The sequence below is a fragment of the Psychrobacter sp. CAM01 genome, from assembly GCF_032842965.1.
GTDB lineage: Bacteria > Pseudomonadota > Gammaproteobacteria > Pseudomonadales > Moraxellaceae > Psychrobacter > Psychrobacter celer.
In genome coordinates, this window is record NZ_JAWJBL010000006.1 from 107,736 (window position 1) to 123,681 (window position 15,946).

The 15,946-nt window shown below is 48.3% G+C and carries 11 protein-coding genes; 10 read left to right on the forward strand and 1 reads right to left on the reverse strand.

Annotated features, from left to right (window positions below):
- Positions 1–157 precede the first annotated feature (157 nt).
- The 4 genes from mnmE to R0I52_RS03430 all read left to right on the forward strand — a co-directional run bounded on the left by mnmE (position 158) and on the right by R0I52_RS03430 (position 4,496).
- Positions 158–1,615, forward strand: coding sequence for a tRNA uridine-5-carboxymethylaminomethyl(34) synthesis GTPase MnmE (gene mnmE / locus R0I52_RS03415; RefSeq protein ID WP_317053177.1), 1,458 nt, complete (start codon positions 158–160; stop codon positions 1,613–1,615).
- Between the two features lie 109 nt (positions 1,616–1,724).
- A complete protein-coding gene (gene nrdR / locus R0I52_RS03420; protein WP_058369796.1) occupies positions 1,725–2,183 on the forward strand; it encodes a transcriptional regulator NrdR in 459 nt (152 codons plus the stop codon).
- Positions 2,184–2,251: 68 nt separating this feature from the next.
- Entirely contained in the window at positions 2,252–3,307 is a 1,056-nt protein-coding gene (gene ribD / locus R0I52_RS03425) for a bifunctional diaminohydroxyphosphoribosylaminopyrimidine deaminase/5-amino-6-(5-phosphoribosylamino)uracil reductase RibD (RefSeq protein WP_317053166.1), read from the forward strand.
- A 514-nt stretch (positions 3,308–3,821) separates the two neighbouring features.
- Entirely contained in the window at positions 3,822–4,496 is a 675-nt protein-coding gene (locus R0I52_RS03430) for a riboflavin synthase (protein WP_317053167.1), read from the forward strand.
- Positions 4,497–4,879: 383 nt separating this feature from the next.
- Here the strand turns inward: R0I52_RS03430 and R0I52_RS03435 are convergent, their stop codons facing one another.
- Complete coding sequence (locus tag R0I52_RS03435) at positions 4,880–7,756, reverse strand: response regulator (protein WP_317053168.1); 2,877 nt, start codon at positions 7,754–7,756, stop codon at positions 4,880–4,882.
- Between the two features lie 251 nt (positions 7,757–8,007).
- On the opposite strand from R0I52_RS03435, the gene fmt reads away from it, so the two are divergent.
- The 6 genes from fmt to R0I52_RS03465 all read left to right on the forward strand — a co-directional run bounded on the left by fmt (position 8,008) and on the right by R0I52_RS03465 (position 15,693).
- Entirely contained in the window at positions 8,008–9,093 is a 1,086-nt protein-coding gene (gene fmt / locus R0I52_RS03440) for a methionyl-tRNA formyltransferase (RefSeq protein WP_317053169.1), read from the forward strand.
- Positions 9,094–9,177: 84 nt separating this feature from the next.
- Positions 9,178–10,758 carry a transcription antitermination factor NusB gene (locus R0I52_RS03445; protein ID WP_317053170.1) on the forward strand — a complete coding sequence of 527 codons (1,581 nt, stop codon included), beginning with the start codon at positions 9,178–9,180 and terminating at the stop codon, positions 10,756–10,758.
- Positions 10,759–10,816: 58 nt separating this feature from the next.
- Positions 10,817–12,238 carry a threonine synthase gene (gene thrC / locus R0I52_RS03450; protein WP_317053171.1) on the forward strand — a complete coding sequence of 474 codons (1,422 nt, stop codon included), beginning with the start codon at positions 10,817–10,819 and terminating at the stop codon, positions 12,236–12,238.
- A 341-nt stretch (positions 12,239–12,579) separates the two neighbouring features.
- Positions 12,580–13,677: a LysM peptidoglycan-binding domain-containing protein gene (locus R0I52_RS03455; RefSeq protein ID WP_410524028.1), complete on the forward strand. Its 1,098-nt coding sequence runs from the start codon at positions 12,580–12,582 to the stop codon at positions 13,675–13,677.
- Between the two features lie 64 nt (positions 13,678–13,741).
- Complete coding sequence (gene dprA, locus R0I52_RS03460; RefSeq protein ID WP_317053173.1) at positions 13,742–14,974, forward strand: DNA-processing protein DprA; 1,233 nt, start codon at positions 13,742–13,744, stop codon at positions 14,972–14,974.
- A gap of 89 nt (positions 14,975–15,063) precedes the next feature.
- Positions 15,064–15,693: an L-threonylcarbamoyladenylate synthase gene (locus tag R0I52_RS03465; protein WP_317053174.1), complete on the forward strand. Its 630-nt coding sequence runs from the start codon at positions 15,064–15,066 to the stop codon at positions 15,691–15,693.
- Positions 15,694–15,946 lie beyond the last annotated feature (253 nt).

Here is a 15,946-nt window from a genome sequence, read left to right on the forward strand (position 1 = left end):
TTATTACTAAAAACCATCGCAGCGGCGGTGGTTTTTTTATTTATTAGTATTTTACAATCACTTTGTCATACACCGGTAAACGCAAGATTTGCTATATTAAGTTTGGCTTTGTCAGTCGCTCTTTAGCCGTCTATAATGGGGCTTTTAACTAATGAGAATGATTGTGGATTCTTTTGAGCTGGCGCAAGCCGTACCTGCTACATCTAATACGTCTAATTCATCAGGATTGGCTACGATTGCTGCCATTGCGACGCCGCTTGGGCGCGGCGGCGTCGGCGTGATACGGCTATCAGGCGCGCGTGCCTACGACATTGCGTGTACGCTAACGGGTAAGACAGCGTTTACTCCGCGCATGGCCAGTTTTTGCCGATTTTATCAAGCGGATGGTACTATCATCGATGAAGGCTTGGTGCTGTACTTCAAAGGCCCGCACTCGTTTACAGGCGAAGATGTGATCGAGCTGCAAGGACATGGCGGCATGATTTTGCAAAACCAGCTGCTCGCTCGCGTGTTTGAGTTGGGTGCCAAGCAAGCGGGTGCAGGCGAGTTCTCCTACCGTGCTTTTGATAATGATAAATTAGATCTGGTGCAAGCAGAAGCCATCGCCGATGCCATTGATGCAACCAGTGCCGCTGCTGCCAGTAGTGCCATTCGCTCCCTAAGCGGTGAGTTTTCGCAAAAGATCAATCAGCTATTAGAGCAGCTTATTCATCTGCGCTTACACGTTGAGGCTGCCATCGATTTCCCTGATGAAGAGGATGTCGATTTTTTATCGGATGGCGTAATTCAAGACAAGCTTGAGCAAACCCAAAATAAAATCCAGCAAGTGCTGGCAACGGCAAAACAAGGCCAGCTGTTACGCGATGGGATTCATGTGGTGTTGGCAGGGCGGCCTAATGCGGGCAAATCAAGCTTGCTTAATCGTCTGGCCGGGCAAGAGCGCGCTATCGTGACCAATGTGGCAGGCACGACGCGAGATACGCTACAAGAGACCGTCGTACTCAATGGCCTGACATTGCATCTCACCGATACTGCTGGGCTACGCGATACCGAAGATACCGTGGAGCGCATCGGAATTGAGCGTGCACGTACTGCTATCATGCAAGCCGATATGCTGCTGATGGTCTACGATGTTACCCGTGATCTTGAAGAAGACACCACACCGCTACAGCTTGCTGAGCAGCTATTTGGCGAATTACCAGAGGCTAAACGCTTATTAATTATTGCCAATAAAAGCGACTTATTAAACGATGATGGCGATGAGAAAATAACTTCTGTATCACAAGTCGAAATAAAAGATCGAGGTTACGAACAAGTCCACGTTTCATGTGAAACAGGCGCTGGTATCGAAATATTAATCGAAACATTATGTGCTAAGGTTGGTTTTCATCCACCAGAGAATAGTCTCATCGCCCGTACGCGTCATATAGATGCGCTTAGACGGACAGCTGGATACTTAACAGAAGCACATGAGCAGCTAACGGTCTTTCAGGCAGGTGAGCTGGTGGCTGAGAGCCTGCGTCAAGCGCAACTAAGCCTCGGCGAGATCACCGGAGAGTTTAGTGCTGATGACTTGCTAGGTAAGATATTTGGTAGTTTTTGTATTGGCAAATAACGCTACTGATAGGCTGTTTGTCACGTATCAACTTTAAAAGTACGTCAGCTATCAAACTTAACCTTATAAATGACGACATGTATTCTTGATATCAAAATAAGGAAACGCTATGCACTGCCCTTACTGTAACGCGTCAGATACCAAAGTGATTGACTCGCGTCTGGCGGCAGAGGGTGCACAAGTGCGCCGCCGCCGCTCATGCAATAGCTGTCAAGAGCGCTTTACCACCTTTGAGATGGTCGAGGTTGTGATGCCGCGTATTATCAAATCTAGCGGCAAGATTGAGCCTTATGACAATGAAAAGCTGCGCCGCTCTATTTTATTGCCCCTACAAAAGCGCCCCATCACCATTGACGAGCAAGAGGCAATGATTAGCCGAATCGAAAAACGTGTCAGGCAAATGGGGGAGCGCGAGATTAGTAGTAAGGTGCTGGGCGAGATTATCATGAGTGAGCTTAAAACGTTAGACGATGTCGCGTATGTGCGTTTTGCCAGTGTCTATCGTGATTTTCAGGATATTGACGCGTTTCACCAAGAGATTGCCAATATTCGCCCCAATGAAAAATAGTCTCTGTCGGTGCCATGGGTGAGTGTTCAACACGCTCTACATATTCTTTATAAATGAAGCCAATTCTTATGTCGAACTCTAACCACACGCAAGCTGCACAAGACCGATATTTTATGATGCTGGCGATTGAGCAGGCCAAGCAAGGATTATATACCACAAGACCCAATCCGGCGGTAGGCTGCGTTATTGTTCAGGCAGGAATGGTGGTTGGGCAAGGGTTTCATCCTAAGGCAGGCCAGCCACATGCAGAGGTGTTTGCCCTCAAGAATGCAGGTGCACAAGCGGCCGGTGCCACCGCTTATGTGACTTTAGAGCCTTGTAGCCATACAGGACGTACGCCGCCTTGTGCTTTAGGTCTGATAGAGGCAGGCGTACAGCGGGTAGTGATTGCTGGCCTTGACCCAAACCCGCAAGTAGCGGGACGCGGTGTAAAGCTGTTAGAGCAGGCCGGTATCGCCGTGACAGTGGGCGTACTGACAGAGCAAGCAGAAGCATTAAATCGCGGATTTTTAAAGGCGATGCGCACTCAAATGCCTTACGTTCGGCTTAAGATTGCCACCAGTCTCGATGGCCGTACTGCGATGGCGACAGGCGAGTCAAAATGGATCACCTCTACCGCGGCTCGTGAGGATGTACAAAAGCTTCGCGCCCTAAGTGGGGCAATTATCACTGGCAGTGAAACCATCGTTACTGATGATCCACAGCTCAATGTGCGCTCTACTCAGTTGGGCGTGCCAGCTGAGCAAGTCCCTGCGCCTAAAGTAGTCGTGCTCGATAGGCGTCAGCGCTTAGCGCACAGCGTGCAATCAGAATATCAACTATGCCGCCGCGTAGATACGCTTTATTGGCGTAAGGACGATTTAACCGAGCTGCTAGGGCATCTGGTCAGAGAGCATCAATGCTACGATGTGTTGGTAGAGGCGGGCGCTAGCGTCGCGGGTAGTTTTTTACGCCAACAGCTGGTAGATGAATTGATTGTCTATCAAGCGCCTTGTCTGTTGGGTGCAGCGGCGCGGCCGATGGTGAGTTTCCATCCGCTGTCTTTATCTGAACAATTACGTTTCAAGGTAAGCAGCCATGAGCAACTCGGCCCTGATCTCAAATTGACGTTATATCCTTTATAAACCATAAGTTATAAACACCTTATCCACAAGTCTTAGACACTATGATTAAGATACTTGTCTTATAAATTGGGGGTGGAGTAGTTATCTAGATAGTGGCGCTGCCTGAAGGATAGCCCTGTTTCACATGAAACTGTGTATAACTCTGTTTCATGTGAAACTAAAAGCGGCGAAATTTACTGTTTATTTCATTAGAAGTGTATAAAAATCATATATTTACGTTATTTAGATTCTATTAATAGCGTAATGGCAAAAATACAAAGGTTTGTGGATAACTTTGTATAAAACCGGGATTTACCATCGACAGGCTTGATTTTTTGTTACTTATCCACAACTTATCCCCTTATACGCTTAAAAGACAGTGCTTCTAGGCAATATTTAGATAAAAGAAAGGCTCATGAATTATCTATTAGTAAATAGTCATTATTTAGTATTTATCATCTATTGGACGCTACTGTAACGATTGTCACTATTGCTAAACACTCATAACAGCAAAAAATTAGGATACGAGGTTTCTATGTTTACTGGAATTATAGAAAGTGTTGGAAAAGTCACGTCCATGCAGCCTACCGGCGGTGACATACGCTTGACGATAGAGTCGAGCGAGCTAGACTTTAGTGATGTCAAATTAGGCGACTCTATTGCCTCAAATGGTATCTGCCTCACTGTGGTAGAGATTGGCGATAAATCTTACTCTGTCGATGTTTCACGTGAAACGATTGCTCGTACTGCATTGGAGACTCTAAAGCCTGGAGATATCGTCAATTTGGAAAAAGCGATGCTACCCACCACGCGCTTTGGTGGTCATATCGTTGCAGGTCATGTCGATGGGGTCGGCCGCGTTAGTAAACTACAACAAGACGCGCGCTCTATCTATATCGAGATTGAGATACCCAAGGAGTTGGCGCATTATACCGCGACCAAAGGCTCTATCACCGTCGATGGCATCAGTCTAACCACCAACCTAGTACGTGATAGTGTGGTTTGCCTCAATATCATCCCACACACGGCGCAAGTGACCAATATCGCCGAACACTGGCTGGTCGGCAGTAAGGTAAATATCGAGGTAGATATCGTCGCCCGCTATTTGGAACGTCTGTTAAACAAGTCGCAAGCTGGCGACATAAACGCACCAAGTCCGCAAAGCCAAATCACCGAGGCATTCTTAGCCGATAATGGCTTTATGAAGTAGTGATAAGCTAAAGCGTAGGTATCGTCGATTCTAAATAAAAGAGTCAGGCATTGATTAACCAGCAAGGCTGATAAACGTTTTCTGGCGTGCCGTGCCGTTGCTGACAGAGGCTACAAAAACTTCTATCAGCCTTGTTTTTACTATAATCAATTGAAAATAAAACTGTTATATAAGTTTAAACGCGCTACTGGTATAAACTTTACTTGCGTGCTGCGTTCCCAGAGGCTGCGCAAAATTCATCCCAGTAGCGCTACATTCTTTTTAGAGTGCATCGACTATATACGATGCGTACAAAGGCCAGTCAGGTAGCGGGTTAATATTTTGATATTAACCCGCTATTTTTTTTGGATATAGATACAGATATAGATATAGTAAGCGGGGTTTTAGTGTTTTATCAGATGTTGTAGCACAGCTTCGAGCTTTTTCTTATTGATAGGTTTGGATAAAAACTCGTCCATACCCACTTGTATACAAGCGTCGCGATCCTCGTCTGAGCTGTTCGCGGTTAGGGCGACGATTGCAATATCATCCCCTTGCGCGCGAATCGCTTGCGTGGCTTGTAGCCCGTCCATGACTGGCATACGGCAATCCATCAAAATAAGCGCGATATCCTCCCGCTGCGCCTTTAGCTGCTCAAGTGCTTGTTGGCCGTCTTCTGCTACGATGCTGCGATAACCCAGCTTACTTAAGATTTTACAGGCAATTTTTTGATTGGTTGGGCTGTCTTCTACCACCAGTATCAGCGGTTCTACGTCATTCTTGTGTGTGGGCGCGGCCACCGTCATGTCGTTTTTTGGCGTTTGGGTGGTCAAGGCTTGTCGAACAGGTAGCGTCAGTCGTGTCAGCTCAGAGAGCAGGAGGGCGCTCTCTAGGGGTTTTAATAAAAAACCATCGCATTGATCCAGCAGGGCAGAGGGAATACGGCGCTCAGGCTTCATGCTACACAAAATCTTAGGCAGTGATTTTTTAGACAATAAGTCATGTAGTGCTTGGCGTCTATCGTTGCTGGCCAGTATCAGGCGCTCTTTGGTTGCCTGTGTCTTTGATGCAGCGCTCTTTGGTGTGCTCTCCGATTCGTTGATAGAGGTCTCGGCGGGCAGTTTGTCGCTTTGCTCTGCCACTGGACCAGAGAGGCTTATGGCGGTGTTGTCAGTGTAGTATTCATAATCCAATAACAAAATAGGCGCTAGGCTCTGGGCATCTTTGCCAAGCTGCTCGGCCACATGCTCGATGGTGGCACTGTCAACATCGGTATAGATCGTCGCTGGAATCGATAAATACTGGCATAAGCGGCGCAAGTAATCGGCCAGCAAGGTTTGGTTGACCACGGCGATAAGATGAATATGCTGTAAGTTCTGGTGTGGGTGATAAATCGGCTGATAACTTGGCTGCCGACAAGGCAGATAGAGGTTAAAGGTGCTGCCTTGATTGACCGCGCTTTTTAGCTCAATAAAACCGCCAAGCAAACGGGCAAAACTATTGACGTTGTTTAGACCCAAACCCGATTCGATACTGTGGTGAGAAACGAGGTTGTTGTGTTGCTGAAGGGACGGGCTTTGTTTATTAAAATAACTCAATAACTGATGCTGTTTGGCGATATCGATACCTGTGCCTGAGTCTTTGATACTAAAGCGTACCCAGTAGTGCGGCTGCTGCGCTTTTACCTGTTCATTGATCGGTAGTAGGCTGCCTTTATTGATTTGAGGTACTTGCTCAGGACTGATAGCATCGATCGCCAAGGCGACATAGCCTGAGGGAGTAAACTTGATCGCATTATGTAGTAGATTTAAGAGTATCTGGCGCAGGCGTGCGTGATCTGTATCGATCATACGTGGACACTCTGGATCAAAGAAATAAATTAGCTCTAGCCCTTGCTGGCGCGCATGATCTACGGCCTCGTCCCCCACTTCTTGCCCAAGCTTATAAATTTCGATAGGCGCTATATTCAGACGGTTTTGTCGAACCTCTATATCGCCGATATCTAGCATGTCGTTGAGCATGGTGAGCATAAAGTGGCTGGTTTTTATCAGTGTTTCAAGCGTTTGGTTTTGCTTATCTGACAAGGTGCTAGGGTCGATAGGCTCGAGTGTGTCTATCAACGACTCGAGCGGTAGGCGCAGTTTACGCCCCATGATGGAGCGCAGCTCACTAAACTCATCAACTTTTTGTTGTAACTCCTGGTTTTTTAGCCGTAGCTGCTCTGTTTGACTGGCCAGCTCATTGATGTTTTTGAGAAAAACGGTAAAACCATGCACCTGTCCATGCTCGCCAAACCATGGCGTCACGTGCAGATGATAGGTTTGTTGGTTTTCTATTCCTAGCACGGTTAGCGTACGTGTGACGCGCAGGTTGACCAGTCTTTGTAGCAGTAGTTGGGTGGTGTCATCTTTGCCAATGACAAAGTCTGTCAGCTGTGCGCTGCCAGTGCTGTGAGCAGGTGTGATAAAGACTTGCTCAAAACGCTGGTTAAAAAAACTGATTTGACCGTGGCGCATGATCATTGCCATCGGTAATGGCGCCTGCTCAATCAGGCGCTCGAGACGGTGCTTGAGGGTTTTGATACGCCGATAGTCGTTGTGTAGCTGATAATTGATACGGCCGAGCGCATGACCTAAGCGTAAAAACTCCCCAGTCGATTGGTTCTCTAAAAAGGGCGGCGGGGTATAGGCTTCTTTTGCATTGTCACTTAAATTATCTGTATAACGTAATAGCTGCTCCCAGTTAGTACGGCGCTTGAGCATGTATAGCAGTGCGGTAATAAACAACCCAATGGCTGCCATCAGTGGCAACCAGTATTTATAAGAGATCCAGTCGATATCAAGCGGCTTATGACGCAATATCATATATATCCGGTGGCCACTATCTAGCTCAATAGTACCCGTCAGATTGCGCGTATTGAGCGTATAAGCGCCATTATTCTGAGCAGAGGCTCTGACAGTCGGGAACGTCACTGTCGAAAACGCAGGCTCGTTCGGACGAGTGTCACGATGAATGTATGTCTGCCCAGAGGGCAACATAAAGATAAGCTGATAGCTGACCCCGTTAAGTGCCGGATGCGCCAAGACCCCCTTTAGCTCATCGTTTCGTAGCACGGCATGCTCAGTGAGCTCGTGTTGTAAGGTAAAAAAAGTATCGACGCTGTGCTGCTCTTGATACTGCCTCATACCATCAAACAACATAAAATAATACAGTACTAGCATCACCAGCAACGTTAGGGCATAAAATAACAATAAGCGCTGTAAGGACTGAAACTGTTGCATGGAAGCGAGGTCCTATATCGTCACTTGGCAAGATGAGTTTGGCATGATCACTACCACGATAAAGCAGTCAATGCCTTTAATATAACCAATGACGGTTATCTATAGCAAAACAATCGCTGCTTTATTGTCTATAGCGCTATTATAAAGCGAAAAGACCTTGTAAGTAACGCTGGGTAGGCGCGGTTACAATCATGGCACAATACGCCAAACTCACCTATAATGAAGCACCGAACCCTATATAATGCATGATTATGACGACAATTGCTCCTGCTTCTAAGTTATCCCCCTCATCTAGTCCTGACGACACGACTTCTAGCAAGCCATTACGTGTGGTGTTTGCTGGGACGCCTGAGTTTGCGGCGGTCAGCCTCGAGTCGCTCATTGCCCAGCAACAAGCACTCAACATAGAGATTGTGGCGGTTTATACCCAGCCTGATCGCAAAGCTGGCCGCGGGCAAAAACTGGCCGCCTCAGCGGTCAAGCAAGTGGCGCTCGCCCATGATATCGTGGTAGAGCAGCCACCGACTTTTAAAAAATCGAGCACCGAAGGCATGGCAGCCCGCCAGACGCTGCGTAGCTATCAGCCCGATGTGATGATTGTCGCCGCTTATGGGCTGATACTACCTGTGGGCGTACTAACGATACCTACTTATGGCTGTCTTAATATTCACGCTTCGCTACTGCCGCGCTGGCGTGGTGCAGCCCCCATTCATCGTGCGCTCTTGGCAGGCGATAGTGAGACGGGCATTACCATTATGCAGATGGATCAGGGACTAGACACCGGTGGCATGCTCTACAAAGTCAGTGCGCCTATCACCGCTGATGACACGGCAGCCAGCCTACACGACAAAATGGCAACATTGGGCGCGGACGCCATCGGTACTGTGTTAAAGGATTTGGCGCATTACCAAGCCCAAGCCGCCGCGCAAGATGACAGTCAAGCCAATTACGCCGAAAAACTTGTCAAAACCGAAGGCGAGATTGACTGGGTACAATCGGCGACGATGATTGAGCGTCAAATTCGTGGTCTGACACCGTGGCCAGGCGCTTATACTTTTTTGAATGGTCAGCGTGTGAAGATTTTGGCCAGCCTACCGGTCAACCCCTCGCAGCAAACCGATCTGCCCGCTGGTACCATCATCAGTGTCGGACGCAAAGCCATACTGGTTGCTTGTGGCAAAGACGATAGCTTGGCGGCCAGTCATACTGAGCAGGCGAGCGGGACATTGGCCATTACCCATCTGCAGTTTGCAGGTGGTAAGCCGATGACAGCAGAGCAAGTCTGTCATGGCAACCAATTAAATGATGGCGACCAGTTCACCAAAGAATCACACTAATTAATTAAGCTTAATGTACTTTAGTTATAAGTTATCTAACCTTTATCAGACGCTATCGCGCATACGTCAAGGAACAGCAACTCAATGAGACATCCCAGCCCCGCGTCTAAAAACCATAAACCCAAACCCTCAAGCAACCTAATTATGAATGGCAGCGTCCGTGTACGAGTCATACGTACCTTGTTGGCCATTCAAAATGGGCAGTCGTTGGCAAGCGTCCTTGACCCTTTGCTCAACAGCTTGCACGATGGTGATAAAGGGTTTGCCCATGCGCTACTTTTGACCACCTTACGCCAGTGGCATGCACTGGCACGGCTGCTGGATAGTTTGGCGGACAACCCCGTCGAGGAAGTTGAAGTTCGTACCACCATTCAGGTCGGTCTGGTGCAGCTACTGTATTTAGAGGTCGCTGATCACGCCGCGATACACGAAACGGTGGAGGCGGCAAAAGAAGTCGGCTTTGCTCATGCAACTGGTCTTATCAATGCCATCCTGCGTAAGGTCGCCAAAAACCCCAATAAGTTTCGCAAAAAATGCAATAAAAACCACAGCCTGCCGAACTGGCTTGCTTATCAGCTCAAGCAAGACTGGAGCGAGCAGTATGATGCGCTGACACAAGGGCTGCGGCAGTCAGCCCCGATGTTTTTACGAGTAAACGGGGCGGCCACCTCAGTTACAGAGTATCAAGAAGTGCTATACGGAGCAGAGATTGAGACAGAGCTGACCGAGATGACCACAGGTTTTTGTCTACCCAGTGCCTCTAACACTGCGCCTGTTACTCTAGCGAATACGGGCCTGCGGCTACGCCAAAGTACTGCTGTCAGCGCCTTGCCTGACTTCGCTGACGGCATCGTGAGTGTACAAGACATGCACGCGCAGCTTGCGGCACCGATTATTCATCGTGCTTTGATGAGTAAGGTGAGCGCTGATAAGTCTCAGGCGGGCTTAGATAATAATGAGTTGCATATCTTAGATGCTTGCGCTGCACCTGGGGGCAAACTGGCGCATTGGCTAGAGTTATTAAGCTCTGAAGACGCGTCAGTCTTGTTTCACGTGAAACAAGACGATATAGAGACGACATCAGCGCCTACGGGCATCAAGCTCACCGCCATCGATAATGAAGCATCGCGCATCGAGCGTATTTATGACAACCTAAAGCGTCTTAACTTTACCCAGACAGACTTGGCACAAAGTAGCAGAGGTATCGCCCTAGATATCGTCTGCGCCGATGCAACCTGCTGGCGCAGCACTGGTGCGTCTAAAAAGCAAGATTCTGCTAAAAACAGCGGTGTATTTGATGCTATATTACTGGATTCGCCTTGTACGGCGACCGGCGTGATTCGTCGCCATCCAGATATCAGCATTTTGCGTACCGAAGAGGACGTCGAGCAGACTGCGTTATTGCAAGCAGAGATTTTGCAAAACCTATGGCCACAGCTCAAAGTCGGCGGTTACTTGTTATATGTGACTTGCTCTATTTTAAAGCAAGAAAACGTCCTGCAAATGCAAGACTTTGTCAGTCGTCATGACGATGCGGCGGTGGTTGCGTTTACCGAGGCGTGTAGTTGGGGTATCGAACAAGCGATCGGGCGTCAATGCTTGCCGATAGATCGCGAGGGTGGCGATGGTTTTTATTATGCGCTGCTACAAAAAACAAAGGCATAAAACTGCTGAATAAACCGTTTCAAATATTGAAAAACATCATTGTAGACAGGACAATCTCATGAAATATATCAGTACCCGTGGTCAGACAGCACCGATGGATTTTAGTGATGTGCTTTTGATGGGGCTTGCGCCAGATGGCGGTTTGATGCTGCCTGAGCAGTATCCGAGCATTGATAGCGCTACCCTTGATGAATGGCGTACGCTGAGCTATCCGCAGCTTGCCATGGCGATTATGCAGCGCTTTGCCACGGATATCCCGGCCACTGATTTGCAAGATATCATCGAGCGTACTTATACCGCTGACGTATTTGGCTCTGACGAGATTGTCCCTGTCCGTAAACTTGAAGATGACCTGTATATTTTAGGATTGTCCAATGGTCCGACGCTGGCATTTAAAGACGTGGCGATGCAGTTTTTGGGTAATGCCTTTGAATACGTGCTGAAACAGAAAGGCGCGCGGATTACCATCATTGGTGCCACCAGTGGTGATACAGGCAGTGCCGCGGAGTATGCGCTACGCGGCAAAGAAAACATCGAAGTCTTTATGCTGTCACCGCATGGCAAGATGAGTGAGTTTCAGCGTGCGCAGATGTATAGCTTGACTGATGACAATATCCATAATATCGCCATCGATGGTATGTTTGATGACTGTCAAGATATCGTCAAAGCGCTGCAACAAGACGCGGCATTCAAAGCTGCTTATAATCTCGGTACGGTGAACTCTATCAACTGGGGCCGTATCCTTGCGCAAATTGTGTATTACTTTAAGGCCTATTTTGCCGTCACCACAAGCAATGACGAAAAAATCAGCTTTAGCGTACCATCGGGCAATTTTGGCAATATTTGTGCCGGTCACATTGCTCGTGAGATGGGGCTGCCAGTCGATCGCCTTATCGTCGCCACCAACGAAAACGATGTGCTCAATGATTTCTTTAATCAAGGTGCCTACCAGCCGCGCCCCGCTGAGCAGACTTACGTGACCTCTAGCCCATCGATGGATATCTCAAAAGCCTCTAACTTTGAGCGTTTTGTCTATTTACTGCTCGATAAAGACAGCGCGCGCGTCCATGAGCTATTTGAAGGCGTGAAAGCCGGCCAAGGATTTGATTTGTCTGATTTGATGGAAGCAGTTAACACACGTTACGGTTTTGCCGCTGGCAAATCGACGCATAGCGACCGCTTACAGACCATCAAGGCGCTTTATGAGCAGCATGGTGAGTTGGTCGATCCGCACACTGCCGACGGTATTAAAGTCGCTAAAGAACTACAACGCGCAGGCGAAGTTATCGTATGTGCCGAGACTGCTTTGCCTGTGAAGTTTGCCGATACCATTGTTGAGGCTGTTGGGCAAATTCAGATCGCTCGTCCAGCCCATACCGAGGGGCTAGAGGACTTGCCGCAGCATGTCGTGGTATTAGACAACGACGCTGAGCTGGTCGCTGAACAAATTCGTCAACATGTAACGGCAAATCCAGCGTAATTAATAGAGGTATTTAACGCTCATTGTAAAAAGTGAATCTAGGAAATTATCCACATAAAGGTTACGCCATTGTAATAAAGTGTTTATGATTGTGTTATGGTAGATATAATTGTAATATGAGAAACAGCGTCGGCAGGTCTTCATCGTGCTAGACGCTTTTTTAGCCATAAACATCAGTCAATTACAAAAAACAGCTGCCCAATAGGCGTCATAATAATTGCATTGCTGTGTCTGTAAACTGCGCTGAGTCTCTACGAATATATAATCGAAGGACTTGACAGGTATAGACGTAAGTAGGGTTTGTTAAGGCGGCGACAGCGGTACATATTGTGGATATAACAATGAAGATGAGCTTAAAAAAGATAGCAAAAGCACTGTTGATCACGACATTTAGCAGTGCCATGCTAATGAGTACTGCCCACGCCAATAATCCACCACCTACCATCAAAGCCGATGCCCCCAATCGCTACATCGTCAAAAAAGGCGATACCTTATGGGATATCTCTGGGCGCTACTTAGACAGCCCATGGCGCTGGAAAGATATTTGGGCAACCAATCAACAAATCAAAAACCCGCATCTGATCTACCCAAACGACATCCTTATCTTGTGCGTGATTCAGGGTAAAACCTTGGTCGGTGTCGATACGGGTGAAGGCTGTGCAGGAATCGAAAAGCAGCTGACGGGTGATGTCACCGCCAGTGCGGTCACTGTGACCTCAACGGCCAACAGTATCCCTCCTATTCCTTGGTCAGCGATTCAGCATTGGCTCGATAAGACCATCATCGTCGATCCACAAGATTTTAATACCACGCCATACATCTTGGCTTCTAAAAACCGCAACTTAATCACCGCCAGTGGTGATAAGGTCTATGCCAAAGGCGTACCACTGATCGTGGGTCAACGCTATGGCATCTACCGTGAAGGTGAGAGGTACGTCGAGCCAAAAACCCAAAAAGTCATCGGTCTTGAAGTTACCCAAGTGGCCACAGGCCTAGTGACATCGACAGAAAGCAACGGCGTCACCAGCCTGCAACTGACAGACAGCTATGGTAAAGAAGTGCGCGAAGGTGATCGGGTATTTGTAGAATTAGACAATGCGATCCCGCCTGTGTTTTATCCAACCCCAGCCAGCGTCAGTCGCGGCGGTATGATCGTACGGGTGATGGATTCTATCAGCTCCGCAGCAAAAGGCAGCGTGGTCGCCATCAACCTCGGTAGTACGCATGGTGCCAAACCTGGTGATGTGTTGACCGTGTACCAAAGAGGACCATTGGTGCGTGATATCAGAGACAATGACACACCAGTGCGTTTGCCAAACGAGCCAAGTGGGATGCTGATGGTTTTTAATACGTTTGAACATATCAGCTACGCTTATGTACTGGACTCTGAGCTACCGCTAAATGTCGGTGATCAGTTGTTACCGCCGCCATATTTATAAATACGCCAAACACAGTACAAGGTTTTGAGATGAGCACCCCATCTTAGCGGAGACGAGCCAAACGATGATGACAGCAGTCACCCCTTCTTTATCAGACGAGCAGCGCGCCATAGTGGCGCTGTGGTATGAGGTGAATGCGTCATTGTCTGCTTATCATGAGCTGATAAAGAGCTTTGGTAGTGCGCAGCTGGCGTGGACGGCGACAGTAGAGGCTTGGCGGCAGCTGGGTATTCATTATACCCATCTCAAACGCCATGAACAGCCAGCGCAAACATGCGCCAATCTCGACAAAATCCAACAAGCGCGCGTAGAAGGACGCTATGGATTGCTGTTTGCCGATCAAGCGGACTATCCTGCCCAGCTGCTACAGATCTATGATCCGCCGCCAGTGTTGTTTTATCGCGGTAATTTCTCTCGTCTACACCAAGCCCAAATCGCCATCGTCGGTAGTCGCAAGCCCACTGCCCACGCACAAAAAATCACCTTTGATATGGCGCAGTACTTAGCGCAGGCAGGCTACATTGTCACCAGCGGGCTGGCCATGGGGGTGGATAAACGCGCACATATAGGCGCACTGGCACAGACAGATTTAGCTCATCAAGGCCGGACGATCGGGGTGATGGGTACAGGAATTGATGTCAATTATCCCAATCACCACGACCAGCTATTTAGTCAAATCATCGAGCAGGGCGGCTGTATCATCAGTGAGCTGCTACCGCATACGCCGCCGCACAAGCATACCTTTCCGCGCCGTAATCGCTTGGTCGCAGGACTCAGTCTAGCGACCATCGTCACCGAAGCCACCATTCAAAGTGGCTCGCTGATTACCGCGCGCTTGACCTCAGAGCAAGGCAAGCAAGTCTTTGCGGTGCCAAGCCATATTGACAATAGCAATGCTGAAGGCTGCCATCATTTGATACGCGAAGGGGCGACGTTGATTTATCATCCTCAGCAGGTTATTGAAGATGTCAGCAGCCAGCTTAGCCACCAGATAGGTCATGGTAGTCGCGTACCGCCAAACAAACGCACGCCTTTTGATAATGATACCGCCGCGGTATCAGCTCAGGTTGCCAATACTGCAGAGAGCGCATTGCCATCTACGATAGCTCATCACCCTGACCCTGTGGTTCCCAAGCACTTGCAGCCAATATATGAGCAGCTTGATTGGCATGGGCAAGATTTGGATGCGCTGTTGCTGGTCACCACACTTGAAGCGCCCGTTTTGATTGGGCAGCTGATGGAGCTTGAGCTACTGGGTCTCATCAACGTACAAGGCGGGCGTTACTTGCGTGTCTAAAAAATGCTATTTTTGCGAGTGGCTGTCTTAGATAGGCTTTTTGCTGTGGTATGATAAGTTTCTACCTTTTTATTTTTTGTACCTTCATCATGAAACCATCCTCCTCCGTTTTGGCCGACTCTGTCAGCCAAGCTGCTACTTGGCTAAAAAATGGCCAGCTACTTGCTTATCCAACTGAAAGTGTCTGGGGTATCGGCTGTGACCCTTATAATCAAGCCGCCGTCCAGCGCATCTTGACCATCAAACAGCGACCAATCGCCAAAGGCATGATTGTCATTACCGATAGTGCCGAGCGTTTAGCGCCGCTGCTTGCGCCTTTGACACAGGCTCAGCGTCAGCCTATTTTGGCGAGCTGGCAGACGGACAGCGACAACACCCAGCCGCAGTATCAACAAGCGCATACATGGCTATTGCCTATTCCGCAAACACTAAGCACCAGTATCCCTCATTGGATAACCGGCCAGCATCAAACCGTGGCGGTACGGGTCATCTCTCATCCGCTTATCCAGCAGCTGTGCCAGCAGTTGGTCAGCGAGCAAAACCCTTTTGGCCTGCTGGTCTCCACCAGCTGTAACCCTTCAGGCCAGCCGCCTGCCATGACTTTCTCTGAAGCTTATGCGTATTTTTCTGAGCAAACCGGCTACCTACAGGCTGATACCTTGGGATATACGCTGCCGAGCCAAATCCGTGACGCGCGCACAGGTCTGATTATTCGTTAGCGCCCACTCATGCTTTACAGAAAATCAGACACACGGCATAAGTAGGTTGGACTGGGTTTTGTATTAACCTGACTATATATCGTCTTATAGTCGATTCTAAATAAAACAGATACATTAGGGCGTGTTGAACATTGGCGACAAATTAATGGCAAAAAAAATAGCGAACGGTTAATCTTTAAGTTCTCACACAAAAAAGATATCGTTCGCTATGCCTCGCACCATGCTCAAAGATGAACACTGGACAAGACTAAGA